The organism is Ktedonobacter sp. SOSP1-52, assembly GCF_016587395.1.
The window spans coordinates 59,344-77,862 of record NZ_BNJH01000005.1 but is presented as its reverse complement, the minus strand read 5'-3'; the positions used below and the strand labels follow the sequence as shown (position 1 = coordinate 77,862).

Genomic DNA, 18,519 nt, shown 5'->3' with positions numbered 1-18,519 from the left:
GATTCCGACCTGTTCTCTACTCAGGCAAGGCTTCAAAGAGGAATTTAGATGCTTGACCACGTTCATATCCGACTCCTGGCCTATCACGTTGTACGCCTGGAACCACCCTTCTGGCGCTTTCCCACGCGCTATAGCAGTTTCTGGCGCTTCTATTGCAATGACGCCAATGGAGCATGGATTGAACATGCAGGACAGCGCTATGCCCTGGAACAGGGACGCCTGTATTTCATTCCCGCCAAGGTACGCTTCTCCACCAATCTCTTGCAAAGTGTGGGACACCTGTTTGTCCACTTTGACCTGCTGGGCCTTCCCTACCAGGTGCAACAGGAGAACTTTACCAGCCCCATCTCCCTACCTACCAGGCCCGTGCTGGAAGCGGCCGTTTACACACTCCGTACCGAATTAGAGCAACAAAAGCTGGATCTTCTCTTACAGTTACGCATTAAGGCTATCCTCTACGAGGCGCTGCTACTCTATCTCCAGAACCTGACGGATGAACAGGTCCAGCGTTATCTGCTACAATCTGAGGCCATCGAGCCGATACTCCCCGCGCTACAATATATCGAGGCCCACCTGGAGGACACGCTCTCCAACGCCACCCTGGCCCAACTCTGCCATATGACCCCCGACTACTTCATCCGCTGCTTCCGCCTGAGCATGGGCCGAACTCCCGTCCAGTATATCCAGGAGCAGCGCGTCAAACAGGCCGAACAGCAACTCCTGATGACCAACCAGAGTATCGAGCAGATCGCCGCCGCCAATGGCTTTGGTAACCGCTATTATTTCACGCGCGTCTTTACGCGTCACATTGGTGTCTCGCCCGCCGCCTACCGCAAAGGCCTCTGTGGAGTATGATGTTATAGTGTGGTGAGGAGCTGACGCTCATTTGGGAGAGAATAATGGGTTTGAGGGCTCGCTGGGTAAGGGTTATTGGCGTGAGCGTGGCTCTGCCACGCTCACGCCAATAACCCTTACCCAGCAAGCACCGCAGGTGCGAGAAGTGGTATTACCTCACATTTGTAATAAAAATAGATAAAAACTCTAGTCAAATCTCAGTTTATCTGCTAATTTATATGCATATCGCGCCATTGGCGCCTGTGATTTTACCTATTCTTAAGGAGAAACCATTTTTATGGCCTACCCATATCAAGCAGGTCCAACCCTTTCTCCCGCCGCGCAACAGGCGATAAGCACCTATCAGCTGGGCGCTTACCACTCGGAGTTTAAGGTGGGCTTAACCCGGCATTATCTTACTGGGCTCATCGCGGGACTGATTATAACGCTTCTATTCGGCTTTATTCTCATTAATACAGGCAACGACAGTAGCAATGTTCTGCTTATCCTTTTTCTGTTAGGCCTCATATTGCTACTCTACTATGTTGTAGATTTCCTGATACATATGTCCTGGCACGTCTATCTCTGTGAGCAGGGCTTCTTGCTAATGAAGGGCAGTCAAGCGGACCCCTTCCGCTGGGACCAGGTCCAGGGCATGTGGCAAGAGGTCACCAAGCACTATCGCAACGGCATCTATACTGGTACAACGCATAAATATACAATCCAACGCCTGGACGGGCATAAGGTTATCTTCAATAATAAATTCAAAGAAGTAGGAAAGCTCGGCGATGCCCTGAGCGATGCTATAACCACCTTTATGCTACCACGCGCCCTGGCCGCCTATAACGCGGGCCAGGTCCTCAACTTCGGCCCCCTCAGCGTAAGCCAGCAAGGTGTGAGTAATAGCAAAGAGACCATTCCCTGGCACGAGATCAAAGAGTTCGGCGTCAATCGTGGCATTGTCTCTGTCCGTAAAGAGGGCAAGTGGCTCAACTGGTCCACCATCTCCGTTGCCAAAATCCCCAATTTCTTCGTCTTCATGAGTCTGACCCGCTCCATCCTTAGCCAGGTCAGGCGGTAGCACCAAAAGGGGGTCTGACATCGTCACGGAACCGCTGTCCATGCATCAGGGGTTTGCATTCCCCATTTAGCAAAGTAGGTGCTTGTAAACCGCGTACCTACTTTGCTAAATGGGTGGCGGGCCTCTCGCACTACCAAGGCCCCTCCTGCACGGGTGGCGGAAACACACAAAAGAGGGCCATCCCTGGCTCACTAGGGATGGCCCTCTCGTTCGCGCGGTGTCGGGCAATGCCCGATACGGAGTAGTGTCGGTTGGAAAGGTGTATGTCTGTCTGGCTAATCGTAATGTGACATGGTACCATCCTTTCAACAGGTCTGGTCCTCGATATACTAGCGGTTCGGCTCTGCTGCGGTTCGCCCGATCATGCGGCTTGTCGCAGATAATAAGTTCTGTTAGACAAAGAATTAGCTTCTAGCCATGTGGATAGATCACATTAGGCTTGAAGTCAAAAGAGGTGAAAAAATGCCACAAATTGATGTGGGCAATGGTGCTGAAGGCGACGAGGCCGATGACGATCAAGGTTAGCATGGCAAGCAGGAAGAGAGCGAACATCTGGTTTCTGCGCAGTGCGAGACTCATGGGTGGCACATCCTTTCTGGGTGCGGACGGGTGTGTCATGGGTGCCTGCCCTGGTCGACGATACCAGGTATACAGGCCAGCGAGCTAAGGATCAAAGGGTGCGGTACTAAGCGATGACGGTGGGCGAGCCTGGTACTGACCTTTTTTAGCGTTTTTTAGTTTCTGGTTTCGCCTGCGTCATATCCTTGTGAGAGAATAATACCGGATAAGGGGGCTTTAGCGCGGCCTTTTGATCACAATTTTCACGCGTTGCGGACATGCCTCGTCGGACGCTGGGGGTCGTAGAGATGGACGGCTATCGTCGCTTTCGTCGCTGGGGATTACAAGTTGTTAGGGGCATATCATTCTGAGGTGAACATCGTCAAATTCTTGGATGTCTGCACGGGTTCCTGGGCAATCAATCACCATACCCGTCCACACACCAATGCCACAACCAATCATCACACACGCCCACACATACCATAGGCGCCCGATTTATCGCGCGCAAGGCGATTTATCGCCCGAGTACAGAGTCACGCCTTTTACCGCAAGGCAGAATTTGCATGAATGACGCCCCAAGGCCATATGGTTGATCGCAACCTTATATCCATGCGATAAATCGCCTTGCGCGCCGTAAACGGGGCGCCTATGACGTGGGGTAGGATTCTTCGAGGATCTTCTCGGCGCGCCGGGCATCCAGCTCCGCGTCGCATTCTTTGAAGATACGCAGGGCATCTTGCACATAGCGCATGCCGCGCTGGTAACTTTGCTCTTCATGATTTGCGAGATCAGCATGCTTCTTAAGCAGAAGTTGCCCGTAATTCAAGAGCGTATGGGCCTCTTCAAGGCGCATGCCATACTTACGTGAAGCACTCAAGGCATGATCATAGCATTGAGCGGCTTCTACTACATTCCCTGCATGTTCTTTTACGCTGCCAAGGATACGCTGCTCAAGGCTTCGTAGCCATGTAAGCTCATATTTTTCTATATCAATAGAAACTTGCTTTACTTGTTCATAAGCTTCTAGATCTTCACCCATTAAAAGTAAAACTTTAGCAAGGGCTAGCTGGCCCTCTGCTCTTGTTTCAGCCTCCAAGCCTTCAAGGCTCAATGCTCTATTCAGAGTCTTTTTTGCTTTTCTCAGCAGAGATTTTCGTTGCGTATCTTCACTGGCTAGAGCTTGAGCAATGCGCAAGTTACCAATATCTACGAGCGCTATACCAATATAGGGGACAATGCCCGTGGAACGGCAAACTCCTAAAGCTCTTTTGAGCATTTCTGATGCTTCCGCAAGCTTACCCTGTTCTTGTAGAGCAACAGCAAGATACATACACCACACACTGATAGAGGCAGGCTCATTTAATCTCTCTACAAGCTCCAAACTTTTCTTAAGCTCATTCTCTGCATCTACCAAGCTTCCAATACGAGTATCTAGCACTCCTTGATTACCATATACAAAAGCCACAAGCGGCGTTTCTCCAACACGTTCTGCAAGGTTTAAAGAACGTCTTAAAACAGACTGCGCTTGTTCAAAATCAGCTCTTCTTAGAAGAACATCACCCATATTACAAGATATTAATGCAATATCTCTTTCTCGCTCGTATTGCTCGAATAGTGTTAATGCTTTGCTATAGTGGCCCAAACCATCACTACTTCGTCCACTAGCTGTTTCTATCATTCCCAACAAATTATGTATACGACCAAGATCTACCATATCACCCAACAAAGTACGGCGTATTTGAGTGGAATATATTTGTGCTGCAATGCTAGTTCTTCCATCTGAGTTTATCGTATTCTGAAATAAACGAAGTGATTCTTGCGCGATTTCCCTAGCTCGATCATAATTTCCTTCTCTCCAACTATTGCGACTTTCCCAATATTGAAGATGCGCCCACGCATAACCACTTGCAAGACTCGCCTCTTTGAGTACTTCTTCGCTTTGCCGATAAAAGCTTTGGGCCTTTATTGCATCGCCTGTGTCATACCATGTAACTCCTATTTCGCAACACAGTAATGCTTGAATCTGTGCTTCCTCTTTTGAAAGACAGGTGAAACCATTAAGCCTTTTACGCTCTTCCAAAGCTTGCTCGTAGAAGTTGCGTGCCTCTTCGTATTTGCCCTGCACGCGGGTGCATTCGCCCAGGCACTCCAGCAAGTATGCGTAGTGCTCCTGGTTCTGGGTGGTGCGGTCAAGATTTTCGAGGGCGATCTTGTAGTGCTTCTCGGCGTCGGGATAGGCGGAGAGGCTGTAGGAGAAGCGGGCGGCCAGCTCGGCGAAGTGCGCGATTTTGCTGGAGACGGACCCGCCCTTGACGAGGTGGTCGGTGATGGTGGCGGCGTGCTCCTCGTGATCGCCGTACATCTGCTGGAAGACATCGGCGGCGCGGCGATGCAGGCTGGCACGGCGCGCGGCGGAGAGCCTGTCGTAGAGGTGGCTGACGAGCAGGGGGTGCCAGAACTGGTAGGTGACGCGCGTACCCGTGCCCTCTTCGGTAAGCATGCCAGAGGTCAGGCCCTCCTCAAGCAGGTCGAGCACGAGGTCTTCGTCCATGTCGGGCGTGTTGGCCTCCATGGCGCAGATGACCTGGAACTGGAAGGAGCCTCCCAGGACGGCGGCCTTCTGCAAGAGGCGACGGCAGGCGTCGCTCAGGCGCTCCAGGCGCAGATCGAGCACGGCGGCGATGGTGTCGGGCAGCGGCTCCTCGCCATTGGCATTGACCTTGCCCAATGCACTCCTTACAGTAGTGTGACCGTTCCCGTTCTGGCCATTGCCGGCGGAGGCGGTCGCCAGTTGCGCGCCAATGCCACGGGCCAGTTCCTCGGCGAAGAAGGGGTTGCCATCGGCACGCTTACTGATGCTCTGCGCGAGTGGCTGCGAAATATTGGAGACATAGGAGACAAGCGTGCTGATCTGCTCCGTCTCCAGGGGTTCCAGGCTGACGGTCTCGACGGCGTGCTCGCGTTGCAGGTCGGTGAGCAGGGCCTTGAGCGGATGGTTGAGCGGGAGTTCGTTGTCACGGCAGGTGCCAACGATAACGATGGGGTAGCCCTGGATGCGTCGCGCCAGGTAGGCCAGCAGCTCGCAACTGCTGCCATCGGCCCATTGCAAGTCATCGAGGGCGATAATCATGGGCGTGCTCTCGCTGATAAGTGTGAGCAGTTCGCGCGCGGCCTCCCAGAGGCGCAGTTGCTCCTGCTCGGGTGGCAGGGGCGGCGTCAGCGCCACGGGCGGCAGGAACTCCGTCAGCTCGGGCAGGAGCGCGGTCAGCGGCTGGAAGACAAGGGGGCGGCGCGTCAGCTCCTGGCGCTGCCAGGCTCCCTGGGTTGTGGCCTTACGCAACACCTCGGTCCAGAGGCGATAGGGGATCGAGCCTTCCTGGGCATAGACGCGGCTCCAGGCTACGGCCCAGCTCTTGCCCCGTGCCTCGCGGCTCAGCTCCTCGGCCAGGCGCGTCTTGCCGATGCCAACCTCGCCCATTAGCACACCACACTGTGGGCGACGCGGTGTATCCAGGGTCGAGGCGATGGTCCTCTTCTGCACTGTCAGCTTGAAACGCGCGGCATGCTCGGTCGTCTCCACCATCTCGCGCAGGATCGCCAGCTCCTTCTCGCGACCAATCAAGGGACTCTGGTGGGCCCGACCAATCTGGATGGCCGGGCTGCTCTCCGTACCACTGGTGCGCGTGGCCTGGGCGCTCGCGACCTGCTCGGCAACTCCTATGGCTGAACCGCGCACCTCGGTCGCGACGCTCTTATTGCCGCGCTTAAGATCTTCATAGAGTTGACGCGTATCTGGCAGGGGCACAATATTATACTCCTGGCGCAGGACCTGGGCCAGGTGCTTATATGCGCGCAAAGCCTCGCCGCGCCGGTCCAGGTGGACCAGCAGCTTCATTATGCGCTGTACGGCGGCCTCATTGGTGGGATCGACCGCGAGCAGGCGGTCAAGGGGTATGATGGCGTCCTGAAAGGCTTCGCGCTGGGTGCGCATATCGGCCAGTTCCAGCAGCATGCCGATCCAGCTTCTCTGGAGCGAGCTGCGGCGCGCACCGGACCACTCCATCTTGCGCATCTCGGGGAGGAAGGAGCCGCCATAGAGCGTCGCCGCCTCGTTCAAGCGCTTCTCAGCCTGTCCTGGATCGCTATGTATCAATGCATTGGCCTGAGTTAACAACTGCTCAAAGGCATCGGCATCGATCCAGACCTGGGATTGATCACCCAGGACCAGGACTTCGCGCTCGGTCAGCAAGAGTGGGGAGGTTGCGGGACGACTACGCTGTGGCTCAAAGAGTTGGCGCAGGCTATAGACGGCGCGGTCCAGGCGATTGGAGGCCGTCTCATAATCAAGATCTTGCCAGAGCATTTCAATAATCTGCTCACGGCCCATCTTGCGCCCATTCGCGCAGACCAGGGACGCCAGCAGGGCGCGCACCCGCTGGTGCTGCCAGGTCGACTCCGTCACCGTCTGCCACTCGCCCGAACGGGGAGAGCGGCGCTCCAGGCGGAACTGGCCCAGCACATAGATGCGGACCAGGGCCTGCGACTGCGAACTGGCCTCCGCCAGCGCGGAGGTTTCGGAGCGACCCTCAAGCTGGGCCTGAATCTCCGGCGGCAGGTTTTTACCAATATATGTACGCGTGGTGCGCCCATCGACCGTCTTATATGCATACCAGTACGGCCCATGACCCGTCCCCTCGCGGCACTTGCGGCAACGTGGCTTACCACAATAGCTGACTTGTTGATGATATGTCGTTTTGCTATTCATCCCACGAACTCTCCTCTTCCTATTCAGGGAACCTGAGCGCGGAGCGCTAGCCACGACAGTGGCGTTGGTTTCCGCATAAGAAGCTACACCGCCGAAGTATACAATGAAATACGCGAAACGTCATGAGGGGAGCCACGCTGCTAAAGCACGCGCTTACATATCATGGTACGACTTACGCGCCTGATGGGCCATCTATGCCTTTAAAATGAAATAATCCCTTACATTATACCAGAGGAACCCCTTGAAAAAGAACCAGCGCCACTAGGAGAATTGGGTGAAACGCGCAATTTTATACAAGATTTTAATACCCCACCAGAGGCACCGCGTTGAGAACCGCGTGGAAACCATCATAGCTAACCCCATCCACGCGACTATCTTCCGACCCTTGACGCGGGTCTCATCGGCCTGTACATGTACCAGATCAAGCTTGCTCTGTTCCACGGTCGCTTCATGGACCCGTTGGCAATGCTGGGAGAGAGCTTCAAAAGTGCCGATTACTCGAAAGATTGGCCACACAGAGATGTGAGCAAGATTGAAGAAGTTTTCCTGATCGACTTCTGGTAGATTGTCTGTACTTACTCTTTGCAAGCGCCCTCCAGATGACGAATCAAGGGAGAAGCAGAGCAATCCAATCATCAAACCAAAGGAGAACATCGTGAACTATCCACCAATTGTCTCACGAGACGAGTGGCTCATTGCGCGCCAGGAGTTGCTCACCAGGGAAAAGGCAGCCACCCGTGCGCTAGACAAACTCAATGCTGAACGGCGCAGGCTCCCCATGGTCAAGGTCGAGAAAGAGTACCTCTTCGAGGGACCGGACGGCAAGGCGAGTCTGCTGGACCTCTTTGAAGGGCGTCGTCAGTTGATTGTCTACCATTTCATGTTTGGTCCAGAATGGGATGAGGGCTGTAAGGGCTGCTCGTTCTTGATCGATAACGTCGGCCACCTGGCCCACCTGCACGCCCGCGATACCTCGCTGGTTGTTGTCTCGCGTGCGCCCCTGGCGAAGATCGAGCCATTCAAAAAGCGCATGGGCTGGACTCTTCCGTGGGTCTCCTCGTATGGCAGCGATTTCAACTATGACTTTCATGCCACGGAAGAAGATGGCGAGGTCTCGGCGACGAGCGTCTTCCTGCGCGTGGACGAGAATATCTTTCACACGTACTCGACGTTCGACCGTGGTAACGAACTGCTCCTTGGAACGTACAAATACCTCGACCTGACCCCGCTCGGACGGCAGGAGGACTGGGAAGAGCCATCCGGTCGCAGCACGACCTCGGCAATGGGATGGCTCCGCCTGCACGACACCTATGATGCCTGACGCGTCCTAGTCCCCACATGTGACGCACGGCGAGGGTCCATACCCAGCCGGAATGGGCTCTGGAGGACGAATGGGCCAGATTACAGAAAGAAATCCGCATGAGAAAAATCATTGCAGTCGAGTTTGTGACTCTTGATGGCTTCGTTTCAGGGCCTGGCCTTGAGATGGATTGGGTGGAAAAGATCTACACAGATGAAATCGCGCAAGCATTGGGTGAAGGCCAACAGTCGATAGACACCTTTTTATTGGGACGGGTCACCTATCACGGCATGGTCGGTTACTGGCCTGAGAAGACAAAGGAGGAGGAACCGTTCTTAGCCGACCATATCAATCCGAAACCCAAACTGGTCTTTTCCAAAACACTGGGAAGCGCTCCTTGGGGCACCTATAACAACGCAAGAGTGGTCAAAGAGCATGCTCTGGAAGAAGTGCAAAAACTCAAAAAGCAGTCTGGCAAGGATATGATGATTATTGGGAGTGCCAGCCTCATTCAAAATTTTGCGAAGGCTGGCCTCATTAATGAATATGTTCTGTATGTCCATCCTGTTTTTGTCGGCAGTGGAGCGCCCTTATTCAAGGAGAAAGTCAACCTCAAACTGCTAGAAACAAAGACGTTTGGTAACGGCGTCGTAAGATTGACCTACCTCAGTCCTCCTGCACGGGCGGCGGGCCTTCCCGATGTTTAGGTTATTGATGTGCTAGAATGAGAGAGGTTAAGCTATACATATCTCTCATCTAGAACAAAGGTAAAGCATCTTATATGAGCATACAGACTATCCCCACACTCCGCAAAGCCACCACTGAAGACCTTGAGGACCTCGTCCGCCTGCGCCTGGACTTCCTGCGCGAGACGCGCAAAGTTAAGGACGAAGCCATCTTCTCCGCCCTGGAGGGGGAGTGCCGCAGATACTTCCTGGCAAAGATCGCCGACGAAAGCTACCATAGCTGGGTCGCCGAGGCCGAGGGCGAGATCGTCGCGTGCGGCGGCCTCATCTTCATCGAGAAGCCACCCTCGCCCAGGCACTTCTCCGGCAAAGAGGCCCTCATCTTAAACATGTACACCACCCCCACCTGGCGCAAACACGGCCTCGCCACGCGCATCCTGCAAGACATACTCGCCTTCATCAAGACAACCAATGCGCACCGCATTTGTCTCTATGCCACCCAGGACGGTCAGCCCGTCTACGAAAAGCTCGGCTTCGTCATCAAACACAACCACGTCCCCGAGATGGAACTCATCTGGGAATAAGCAAATAATAGAGGCCCTGCTCATGGCTCGCCATAAGCAGGGCCTCTATGGATATTTCTCACACTCACTCCTCTGTTATCGTGCCAAAAAAGAGCATCCCGCCACCTGAGTAGGTGACGGGATAGTCTTTGTTTTTTGTTTGGACAAGCGACTTAGCGGCTGCGACGCTGACGGCGCTTGGAGCTCTCCGCCTTGCGTTTGCGCCTCTCCTGGGGGCTTTCGTAGAATCTGCGTCTACGTGCCTCTGCCAGGGTGCCCGCCTGTTGCACTTTACGTGAGAAGCGTTTAAGGGCAAACTCGAAGGAATCGTCTGGTCCTACAATAACTTGACTCATCAGGCTTACCAGCGCGATCTACCGCGGCTGCTACCGCCAGAGGAACGCTGAGAAGAAGGCTGCGCCTGATAGCAATCACGGCAGTAGACAGGACGATCAGCGCGAGGCTGGAAAGGAACCTGGGCTTCGTTACCACAGCTCGCACAAACAGTTGTGTACATCTGGCGAGGCTCACGCTGCTGGTAACCGCCGCCACCCTGAGACCCGAAGCTGTCACGACGACCACCAGACTGTCTGCGCGCGGAACGGCAAGAAGGACAACGTGTGGGGGTATTGGTCAAACCACGGCTAGCGAAAAATTCCTGCTCTCCAACGGTGAAAATGAATTCCTGATTGCAGTCGCGGCAATACAGTACCTGGTCACTTAAAGACATGTGTTACTCTCAATTCTAAACAAAGGGAAAGTTTCCCGATAAACTAATCTCTGTATCGCGCGCGCAGCTTCAAAACAAGGGTCTCATAACAGAAGGTCATCTCGAATTTGAGCAACTATGCACCAATACAGTGTCTGGTGACAGTATAACATAAAAAATCTTACATTGCTACGTTTTTAAGAGACTTTCGTAGCCACTGAAAGAAAAATCATGTGTTATGTCTCGTTTATCTTGTTCGGCAAGGGACCGTAAAAACTTAAGCACAACATTAATATTAGTAGTATGCCAGTCAACCCGACGTGCAAGTCTCTGGCTCGACTCCTCGCGTCTGCATCACACCATTTACAGGCAAAAGCATCTGGTAGCCGCGTGCGCCAGTAGCGGGCCTTACCCCTCATTAAGGTGAGGGAAGAGGCGCTCAAGCAGCTGTTGGCGCTCTTGCAGGCGACTCTGGGCGGTCGAGACCATGCGCTCGGGCAGAGTGGTGCTCAGTTCTTCGGGCTGCTGGTAGAAGAAGGGGGGACGATAGACCCAGGGTTGGGCAAAGAGAGCGCTACCACGCAGGGCCTGGCTGTCCGCCCGCGCCGAGGCGAAAGGGATGATGGGTGTCTGCCCGCGCTGGGAGAGTGTGATCAATTCGGGCGCAATCTCGGGACCGCCGATATCAGCTATGACAAAGCCAACGACGCTTGCCAGGCGCTGGAGCATCTCCCAGGCTTTCTCGCCCTGCGCGGCACTCAGCTCCACCAGGATAGGTTGATAGTCTAGTTCACGCAGGCGGGCGGCGATGCTCTGTGCCTCCTCATAACCACCATCACGCCGCGCCAGGACAAGCACACCTTTAGGCATGGCACAGCCAAAGGCGACCCGAGAGTGCGTCTGCTTGAGCAGGAGATAGAGCATCTGGCCCGTCTCCAGGTCGTCCACGGTAATCACCGGCTCGTGCGCGGCGGCATTGGTAATGATCAACTCCTGCTGGCGCGCCCCCTCCAGTTGAATGTCCCAGGCGTTAATGCCATAGACCAGGCAGTGAGCCAGCATAGCCTCACGTAGATCGCTCTGCACAAGATTAGCGTTGCTCAGATCGACGCGTTCCAGCGTGGCCCCGCGCAGCTTTGTGCCAATCAGGCTGGCCTTGCTCAAGGTCGTTCCGCGCAGAATGGCCTTGGAGAGATCGGTCTCATCAAGAATACTATTATGCAGGTTGGCGTTGGAGAGGTCGGCCTCGCTCAGGTTAGCCTGGTCCAGCAGGCCATCGCTCAGGTTGGCGCCAGTAAAATTGGCTTTATGAGCCACGGCGTCCTTGAGATCGATGCCCTCCAAGATAGCGCCTGCCAGGTTCGCCCCGCTCAGGTCGGTGTGATGCATACGGGCCATGGACAGGTTCGCCTTGCGCAAGTCTGCTTGGCAGAGATTGGCCTCGTGAAGCGTGGTGTCAAAGAGGTTAGCCCCCGCGAGAGTGGCGCGATAGAGAATAACTCGTTGCAAGTCGGCCTTGTGAAGGGTGGCTCCACTCAGATTGGCTCCCGTCATGTTGGCCTCGCGGATACTTGCCTCGCTTAGATCGGCCTTGAAGAGGCTTGTGCGGTAGAAGACGGCATTTTCGAGGCGCGCCCCCTGCAATGATGCACGCACAAGATTGGCCCCGCTAAAATTTGTGTGGCTCAGGTCGGCCCCCATCAGGTCGATCTCCCAGAGCGTGGCCTCACTCAGGTCCGGCTTGATTCCCGGTGCCTGCTCGCGCCAAGCATTCCACGCCTCAACGCCCTGGCGCAGAATATCTAAATGTTGCTGGTTTGCCATTGCCATTGCCCCCCTCCAGGCGATAATCAAAAGCTTTGCTTGTGTTGTAGATATTGTAAGACATGCCGCGCGTAAACAACAGCCTCAGTCTCAAGACTCTATCCTCTACAAAGCATAAACGTACAAGCAGCCAAATTCTCTCAAATGAAATCTGCTTCCACGTAGCGTAAATTCGTTTAGATAAGACCGGTATAAGACAAAAAAGCGCATACTGACGTATGTACCATTTCCTCTTCTGTCAACCGCCTCGGCTCGTTACGCGAGCCTCAGGGGTAAGGGATGTGCGTGGAAAAACGGCTTTGCCGTTTTTCCACGCACATCCCTTACCCCTGAGCGCCGCAGGCGCGAAGGCTCTCCTGAGAAAAAGGAACATTCCCGTGTTGTCCGGAATTGAAAAGTTCAGACTACTCAGTAAAGAATGTCTTCTCATGGCCTTCATCAGGGCTGATTTTCATGGAAGGAGATTGGGAGATCATAGAAAGGGCCTTCCCCTATACTTCTATCAAACAACAGTATTTGCTAGATTTCGGTTGGAGGGAGTTCTCATGATTGACATGACCGTGACGAGTCGAGAAGCGCACGCGACCCGTATTCAGGCTGACCCCGAGGCGATGAATATCAGCGATTCCACCCATTTCTATCGCTATGAGATCGGGCAGGTAGAGCTGCTCTCAAAAGATGAGGTCACCGACCTGGCTCAACGCATTGAGAAGGCTCAGGCTAACATTAGAAAACAGCGCGGTCTTTCACGCTCGGCACGCCTGGACGACAATGAAGCTCAGGAAGCTAAACGCCAGCTCATTGAGGCCAACTTGCGTCTCGTCATGCACATCGCCAGGAAATACAGAGGCTTTGGCGTCGACCTGATGGACCTTATCCAGGAAGGCAATCTCGGGCTTATGCACGCCGTCGATAAGTTCGACTATAAGAAGGGCTATCGCTTCAGCACCTATGCCACCTGGTGGATCCGCCAGTACATTACACGCGCGCTCTCGGAGCAGGCTCACATGATCCGTGTGCCGCTGTATAAGATTGAAGAGATCAAACGCCTGGGGCGGGTAAAACGCAAGATGCAGCAGGGAGAGACGGGCGAGCCTACGCTCGAAGAGCTGGCCGTCCAGATGGAAATCAGCGTCCCCGAGGTCATTGCCCTGCTCTCAACGAACCAGGAGACCATCAGCCTGGATATGCCGCGTAAAGGAGGTGACGACGAGATTTCGTTAAGCGAGGTATTAGAGGATGATCCGATCTATTCGCCCGAACGCGTGGTCCTCACCCAGACCCTACAGGAACAGGTTCAGGATATTTTGAATTGTCTGACACCCCGAGAAAAGAAAGTGCTTCAACTACGGTTTGGGTTAAACGGGAACGGTGAGCATAGCTTAACGGAGACGGGAAAGAAAATGGGCTTAAGCCACGAGGCTGTACGCCAGATGGAGTTTCGCGCACTAAAAAAACTGGGGCATCCTTGCCGAGACCGCAGGCTCCAGGACTTCTTGGGGTGACTTAGCGAAGGGACGATACATTGAGTCACTACGACGATGGGGAGTAGAGGTTATCCCCAACCTCTACAGTTTTTCTGACACCACCCGAGAGAGAGCATATGTAGCGAGCGATCCGACGCCAAAGGGTCGCCCGCTTTTTTATTCCTCACACTTCCACACCAATATTGATCCGATTTTTTATCGCTCACTCTTCAGGGTAGGCTTCGAGTTCGCGGGCGTAGGTGTAGAGGATAGCCGGGCCCATACGCAGAAAAACGCCCTCTCCCCAATCGCTCACGCCCTGGCCACTGCACTCGCGCATGCAAGACTCCACCTCGGCAAAGATTGCCTGGTCGGGCCAGATGATGGTGGCGTTGCCATGGGCGATAACAGCAAGCTCATTCCCTTGATAGAGGGTAAAGCTCACACCAGGCCGATTTACCACGTGCCGGGTACGAGTCGCACTCTCCAGCGTAGGAATATAGAAATAGCCGTGAATCAGCAGAGCGCCTATGGGAGAGACACGCGGCTCCCCCTTCTTCGTCACTGTAGCAAAAGCGACCGTCTGTGGCTCCCGCCATAGATGGACAAGCTGGCGAGCAGAGAGTGAGTGCTCTGGCATCTGGAGTGACTCCCGCACGAACGTCCCCGCTTGCTCTATACTTTTCTCCATCAACGTTTGCAGACGCTCAAGATCTTCTTCCGTCTCATGCATACTACGCTTCCTTCCAGGCCCCAGGAAAACAAACTTACTCCACATAAAACTTAATCTACTTTCAACAGCAACACACTATTATCATATAATGAGCACAGCGAACACAAGCACAACAGTAGAGGAGAGGCAACATATGCCAGAGGACATATCCTCGCTTATCGAAAACATAGAAGAAGATCCAACCCAATGGCCCCTCCTCCTACAAACAGATACAGATACGAAGCAGCTATGGCAGGCTCGAAAACTGCCCACCTGGCGAAACCGTCCTGTACTTTTGGAAAAACCTTGAGTGGATATATTTCATTCTACTATGCTATAATAAAGCTATTAGTACATTCGTTCACTGCTCTCAATAGAGAGTAGTCAGGAAGCTAGAGGCATGATAAGGAGGTTTTATAGCACAAGAGGTAGATACCATTGTGGATATTCCCGAGAAGCGGATTAAATTCTTTGGTGGACGGGGGAAAATGTTACTTCCAAGTCCTGTGGCGCTGGAGGCATTAATCCAGCAGATACCAGAGCAGGAACTTATAACAACCGATCTTCTGCGAAAGAAGCTCACAGAACAATTCCAGGTCCAGGGTACCTGTCCAGTAACTATGAGAAAATCCCTTCAGGCCCTTGCGCGAGACACAAGCAAACATGTCGCCTACTGGCGTGTTATCAATGCCAATGGTAACCTCATTGTAAACTTTCCCGGCGGTGTAGAGAGCCAGGCCAGAATTTTAGCGGAGGAAGGCATCTCCATTGATACACAGGGTAAAACTCCAAAGGTAAAAGAACTCACCAGGCACCTGGCCCGTTTCGCTTAATCCCTAGGCCATCTCCTAGATTAGCAATATCTACTCTTTTATGTATACGTATGCGTGTACAATGCCGTAATCACAAAAGAGGTCAGGGGACGCGGGCGACAATGACGCTAATGTTATCGACTCCGCCTCCAATGAGTGCGGCTTTGGTAAGGGCATCACTGGCGGTGACGGCATTGGGATATTGCTGGAGGAGGCGCGCGATCTCTGGATTGCGTACCATCTCCCACAGGCCATCTGAACAGAGCAGGAGCCGATCCTGGGAGAGCAGATTAAGCATAAACCAGTCAACTTCGATATGCTCATCCTGGCCCAGGCTGCGATAGACCTTATTGCGCTCGGGATGAGTATAGACCTCTTCTGGCGTAATCTCGCCGAAGGCGACCAGCGTGGCTACGACCGAGTGATCACGTGTAACCTGTTTGAGACCGAAGCCCTCGCGGTAGAGATAGGTACGGCTATCACCAACATTGACGATATAGGCATTGAGACCTACCACCAGGGAGGCAGTCAGTGTCGTCCCCATATTCCCATTTAGCTCGCGGCCACGCTGCATGATGGCACGATTGGCCCATTCTACTCCTCCAATGAGCATATCTATCAAGAACTCATCGCTAAGTTCCCTGCTCATCACAATATTCTGTAGCACAGTATGCATCATACTCTGCATCGCCAAGCGACTGGCATCGCGTCCATTATCGTGTCCTCCCATACCATCGGCAACGACGAAGAGAGCAAAAGGCATCAACTGCTCTTCATAGGTACAGGTTCCCTGCAAAACCATCACACTATCCTCATTTGGCTTACTCATACGTACAATGCCACTATTCCAACCAATTCCCACTTCCAGAGGTTCTAACATTGACAAACGCGAGGAGAGCGGATCCGTTGCAGAACGACCTGCGGGCCGCGTCGGAATCTCCGGCAGCTCAACCATGGTCGCCACAGAGGGGGGAGCGGATCGATCTGGCAAAGAAGGGTGCACCGAAGGGAACGGCGAGAGATTAAGCGCCAGGTTACCCGCCTGCATTTGTGGTGTACGTTGCGGTAGACGTATACGTTGCATCTGTGCCGTCAGGCTCTCGCTCCCTCTATAAGGGGTAAGCTCCACCAGTCCCGGCAGAGACGCTGAAGGAACCTTCTGTATCGTAGGAGAAGTCGACATGGGCAGAGGCTGCCACTCTGCCTGTACGGAAGACATATCGGCTACAGGTCGAAATTGCAAATGATGGACTACCAGCCAGAGGGCCAACCAGAGCAGGCCTCCCCAGGCAATAAACCAGAAGAGAGATGCCAGGACCAGCACGACGAGCGTCGCCTGGTACATCATCTCCTGCCAGTGCATGGACCAGCTGAGAAGCGCCTGAAGGCAGAGCGACCAGGTACGCGGAGGAAAGCCACCCAACAGCACAAACGATATAGGTAACAGCACCAGTACACACCAGGCGCACCAGCGTAACTTTACATGGAGATCGTAAGCGGCTTTCAGCTCCTCCAACATTGCGCGAAATCCCTTCCAGAACAAATAAAGAGCAAGACCTTCAACAGCAAGTAACAAATACCTGGCAAACAGGCAGAGAAGGCAGAAACGAAAAGGGTTTTAGCCTATAAGAATTTTATAAGATCGCGAGAGTGGATTCCTCCTGCTCCATCGCCTGCACATATAGCTCACACACTACGAGATTCGCCTCATCTGCACCTACATGGCGTGCCAGAGCGCTCTGAAACGAACCCACGCGCTCCATGCGAGCATTAATAAAGCCGTGGCGCGCCACACCAAGCGCCACCTCGGATAACGCGCGCCTCATCGCCAGCATCTCCAGCTCAATCTGCTGGCGTAAGAGCGCGACCTCGCTTGTGTTCATTCTCATGTCCTTTCTCGCTCAAGAACAAACGCATCTTATTATAAGAACAGCTGGCTACTGACTACCGGTGTCGCCCTGTCCCAGGCCTTGCACCCGGTAGACACAGAAATACATGCTAACCTTTTCTGAGATTAAGTATAAGAATGACACTTAGCTCGATCTCCCAATATCCTCCTGCCACGCTCCACCCCTATCCTGGAGAAAGTATAAGAGAGAGCCCGCTCCTACACCTCTAACGCCCTCAAGCATAACAAGCTCTAGCACACATATAAGAGTCTTATACCTGTCTTATAATAGAACTTCATAGTCCCAGAATTTAGTGCTGGCCACTTTCTTCTTCAGACATCACAAACAGGCCATCTAGGCTCTTTACTCGGTAAACGTAGACGTAGACGTAGAAAAATCATAACATCATCCTATGAGCGCTTCATTCAAAGGCTATAAGAATAGCCGGAGTTTAAGTAGCACTTACCTTCTCATCAGTAAAAACATTTAGCGTTACAGAAAGATGTAAACGTAAACGTATTTGTTTACGTTTATGAATATGCGCAACCAATACCTCAACGTAAACGGGAAATACCTGGGATTATACCAGGGTCAAGAGAAGGGTGTCAGAATAGCTCAGCGTAAACAAGGATATTGGCGTATGCATCAACGTCCTTGTTTACAACAACATTTTCGTGTGCATACACGTTGTTGTTTGTGAACACATATCCGTACCTGATTACGCATATGTCTTTGTTTATGCTTACGTATACGTTTACATAAACAAAGACATATGCGTTTATGTTTACAAGTACACTTACACATATGTTTCCATTTACAGTAGCGGCTATGTAAACGAAGATGCTGCTATATAAATCTACGCCATCACAAACGGCAACGTACACGTATACGCTTATGTTTGCGTTTATGCCTGTGTTTACAGAAACAGTTGCGTAAATGTGTGCGATTACAAAAACGAGAGCGTAGACACATGTGTTTCCGTTGCCAGACGCGTTTACAAGTACAGAAACAAATACATCTTCGCTTACGGCTACAGCTATGCTTACATGCCCATCTTCGCTTACAGCTACAGCTATGCTTACAGCTACAGAAACAATTGCACATACGTGCACGTGTACGAGATCGTACACGAAAACAAGTACAGAGACGACAACAGTTACGTTGCTATCAACGTTGTCGTTGCTGGATGCGTCATCGTAGCCAAAAGCGTAGTCGATGACAGAGATCTATACGTTTATGAGCTCGCAGTATAAAATTATCAAATAAAATGCCTTCGCGTCTGTATACGGCTACATATATGTGTACGTACACGTTTGCAAG

General features: G+C 52.9%; 16 protein-coding genes. 7 read left to right on the top strand and 9 right to left on the bottom strand.

What is annotated here, in order from left to right:
* Positions 1 to 48 precede the first annotated feature (48 nt).
* A complete protein-coding gene (locus tag JMJ16_RS41075) occupies positions 49 to 855 on the top strand; it encodes an AraC family transcriptional regulator (RefSeq protein ID WP_201390971.1) in 807 nt (268 codons plus the stop codon).
* A gap of 277 nt (positions 856 to 1,132) precedes the next feature.
* Positions 1,133 to 1,915 (top strand): DUF6585 family protein, encoded by a 783-nt coding sequence (locus JMJ16_RS41070; protein WP_201390970.1) that lies wholly within the window; start codon positions 1,133 to 1,135, stop codon positions 1,913 to 1,915.
* Positions 1,916 to 2,326: 411 nt separating this feature from the next.
* Here the strand turns inward: JMJ16_RS41070 and JMJ16_RS41065 are convergent, their stop codons facing one another.
* Both JMJ16_RS41065 and JMJ16_RS41060 read right to left on the bottom strand, forming a co-directional pair.
* The gene (locus JMJ16_RS41065; protein WP_201390968.1) at positions 2,327 to 2,494 is read right to left on the bottom strand and encodes a hypothetical protein; all 168 of its coding nucleotides are present in this window, start codon (positions 2,492 to 2,494) and stop codon (positions 2,327 to 2,329) included.
* Positions 2,495 to 3,119: 625 nt separating this feature from the next.
* Positions 3,120 to 7,238 (bottom strand): DUF6788 family protein, encoded by a 4,119-nt coding sequence (locus JMJ16_RS41060; RefSeq protein WP_201390966.1) that lies wholly within the window; start codon positions 7,236 to 7,238, stop codon positions 3,120 to 3,122.
* A gap of 655 nt (positions 7,239 to 7,893) precedes the next feature.
* On the opposite strand from JMJ16_RS41060, the gene JMJ16_RS41055 reads away from it, so the two are divergent.
* The 3 genes from JMJ16_RS41055 to JMJ16_RS41045 all read left to right on the top strand — a co-directional run bounded on the left by JMJ16_RS41055 (position 7,894) and on the right by JMJ16_RS41045 (position 9,808).
* Complete coding sequence (locus JMJ16_RS41055) at positions 7,894 to 8,559, top strand: DUF899 domain-containing protein (protein WP_201390964.1); 666 nt, start codon at positions 7,894 to 7,896, stop codon at positions 8,557 to 8,559.
* Between the two features lie 98 nt (positions 8,560 to 8,657).
* On the top strand, positions 8,658 to 9,245 hold the full coding sequence (locus tag JMJ16_RS41050) for a dihydrofolate reductase family protein (RefSeq protein ID WP_201390962.1): 588 nt from the start codon (positions 8,658 to 8,660) through the stop codon (positions 9,243 to 9,245).
* 74 nt (positions 9,246 to 9,319) lie between these two features.
* A complete protein-coding gene (locus tag JMJ16_RS41045) occupies positions 9,320 to 9,808 on the top strand; it encodes a GNAT family N-acetyltransferase (RefSeq protein WP_201390960.1) in 489 nt (162 codons plus the stop codon).
* A gap of 152 nt (positions 9,809 to 9,960) precedes the next feature.
* On the opposite strand, the gene rpsU is transcribed toward JMJ16_RS41045, so the two are convergent.
* The 3 genes from rpsU to JMJ16_RS41030 all read right to left on the bottom strand — a co-directional run bounded on the left by rpsU (position 9,961) and on the right by JMJ16_RS41030 (position 12,320).
* Positions 9,961 to 10,143, bottom strand: coding sequence for a 30S ribosomal protein S21 (gene rpsU, locus JMJ16_RS41040; RefSeq protein ID WP_007919684.1), 183 nt, complete (start codon positions 10,141 to 10,143; stop codon positions 9,961 to 9,963).
* A 5-nt stretch (positions 10,144 to 10,148) separates the two neighbouring features.
* Positions 10,149 to 10,517, bottom strand: a complete 369-nt coding sequence (locus tag JMJ16_RS41035) for a zinc-ribbon domain containing protein (protein WP_201375670.1) — start codon at positions 10,515 to 10,517, stop codon at positions 10,149 to 10,151.
* 387 nt (positions 10,518 to 10,904) lie between these two features.
* Positions 10,905 to 12,320, bottom strand: a complete 1,416-nt coding sequence (locus tag JMJ16_RS41030; RefSeq protein ID WP_201390958.1) for a pentapeptide repeat-containing protein — start codon at positions 12,318 to 12,320, stop codon at positions 10,905 to 10,907.
* Positions 12,321 to 12,865: 545 nt separating this feature from the next.
* On the opposite strand from JMJ16_RS41030, the gene JMJ16_RS41025 reads away from it, so the two are divergent.
* Positions 12,866 to 13,825, top strand: coding sequence for an RNA polymerase sigma factor RpoD/SigA (locus JMJ16_RS41025; protein WP_201390956.1), 960 nt, complete (start codon positions 12,866 to 12,868; stop codon positions 13,823 to 13,825).
* Positions 13,826 to 14,009: 184 nt separating this feature from the next.
* On the opposite strand, the gene JMJ16_RS41020 is transcribed toward JMJ16_RS41025, so the two are convergent.
* The gene (locus JMJ16_RS41020) at positions 14,010 to 14,519 is read right to left on the bottom strand and encodes a pyridoxamine 5'-phosphate oxidase family protein (RefSeq protein ID WP_201390954.1); all 510 of its coding nucleotides are present in this window, start codon (positions 14,517 to 14,519) and stop codon (positions 14,010 to 14,012) included.
* A gap of 467 nt (positions 14,520 to 14,986) precedes the next feature.
* Here JMJ16_RS41020 and JMJ16_RS41015 point away from each other — a divergent pair, with 467 nt between their 5' ends.
* On the top strand, positions 14,987 to 15,331 hold the full coding sequence (locus JMJ16_RS41015) for an MGMT family protein (protein ID WP_201390952.1): 345 nt from the start codon (positions 14,987 to 14,989) through the stop codon (positions 15,329 to 15,331).
* Between the two features lie 82 nt (positions 15,332 to 15,413).
* Here the strand turns inward: JMJ16_RS41015 and JMJ16_RS41010 are convergent, their stop codons facing one another.
* The 3 genes from JMJ16_RS41010 to JMJ16_RS41000 all read right to left on the bottom strand — a co-directional run bounded on the left by JMJ16_RS41010 (position 15,414) and on the right by JMJ16_RS41000 (position 18,311).
* Positions 15,414 to 16,829 (bottom strand): PP2C family serine/threonine-protein phosphatase, encoded by a 1,416-nt coding sequence (locus JMJ16_RS41010; protein WP_201390950.1) that lies wholly within the window; start codon positions 16,827 to 16,829, stop codon positions 15,414 to 15,416.
* Positions 16,830 to 16,944: 115 nt separating this feature from the next.
* Complete coding sequence (locus JMJ16_RS41005; RefSeq protein ID WP_201390948.1) at positions 16,945 to 17,193, bottom strand: hypothetical protein; 249 nt, start codon at positions 17,191 to 17,193, stop codon at positions 16,945 to 16,947.
* A 611-nt stretch (positions 17,194 to 17,804) separates the two neighbouring features.
* Complete coding sequence (locus tag JMJ16_RS41000; RefSeq protein ID WP_201390946.1) at positions 17,805 to 18,311, bottom strand: hypothetical protein; 507 nt, start codon at positions 18,309 to 18,311, stop codon at positions 17,805 to 17,807.
* Between the last annotated feature and the right edge of the window lie 208 nt (positions 18,312 to 18,519).

What these genes read in the sequence shown, in the direction of transcription:
- JMJ16_RS41075 (WP_201390971.1), top strand. Translation starts at nt 49, where the DNA reads ATGCTTGACCACGTTCATATCCGACTCCTGGCCTATCACGTTGTACGC.
- JMJ16_RS41070 (WP_201390970.1), top strand. Translation starts at nt 1,133, where the DNA reads ATGGCCTACCCATATCAAGCAGGTCCAACCCTTTCTCCCGCCGCGCAA.
- JMJ16_RS41065 (WP_201390968.1), bottom strand. Translation starts at nt 2,494, where the DNA reads ATGAGTCTCGCACTGCGCAGAAACCAGATGTTCGCTCTCTTCCTGCTT.
- JMJ16_RS41060 (WP_201390966.1), bottom strand. Translation starts at nt 7,238, where the DNA reads ATGAATAGCAAAACGACATATCATCAACAAGTCAGCTATTGTGGTAAG.
- JMJ16_RS41050 (WP_201390962.1), top strand. Translation starts at nt 8,658, where the DNA reads ATGAGAAAAATCATTGCAGTCGAGTTTGTGACTCTTGATGGCTTCGTT.
- JMJ16_RS41045 (WP_201390960.1), top strand. Translation starts at nt 9,320, where the DNA reads ATGAGCATACAGACTATCCCCACACTCCGCAAAGCCACCACTGAAGAC.
- rpsU (WP_007919684.1), bottom strand. Translation starts at nt 10,143, where the DNA reads ATGAGTCAAGTTATTGTAGGACCAGACGATTCCTTCGAGTTTGCCCTT.
- JMJ16_RS41035 (WP_201375670.1), bottom strand. Translation starts at nt 10,517, where the DNA reads ATGTCTTTAAGTGACCAGGTACTGTATTGCCGCGACTGCAATCAGGAA.
- JMJ16_RS41030 (WP_201390958.1), bottom strand. Translation starts at nt 12,320, where the DNA reads ATGGCAAACCAGCAACATTTAGATATTCTGCGCCAGGGCGTTGAGGCG.
- JMJ16_RS41025 (WP_201390956.1), top strand. Translation starts at nt 12,866, where the DNA reads ATGATTGACATGACCGTGACGAGTCGAGAAGCGCACGCGACCCGTATT.
- JMJ16_RS41020 (WP_201390954.1), bottom strand. Translation starts at nt 14,519, where the DNA reads ATGCATGAGACGGAAGAAGATCTTGAGCGTCTGCAAACGTTGATGGAG.
- JMJ16_RS41015 (WP_201390952.1), top strand. Translation starts at nt 14,987, where the DNA reads ATGTTACTTCCAAGTCCTGTGGCGCTGGAGGCATTAATCCAGCAGATA.
- JMJ16_RS41010 (WP_201390950.1), bottom strand. Translation starts at nt 16,829, where the DNA reads ATGTTGGAGGAGCTGAAAGCCGCTTACGATCTCCATGTAAAGTTACGC.
- JMJ16_RS41005 (WP_201390948.1), bottom strand. Translation starts at nt 17,193, where the DNA reads ATGAACACAAGCGAGGTCGCGCTCTTACGCCAGCAGATTGAGCTGGAG.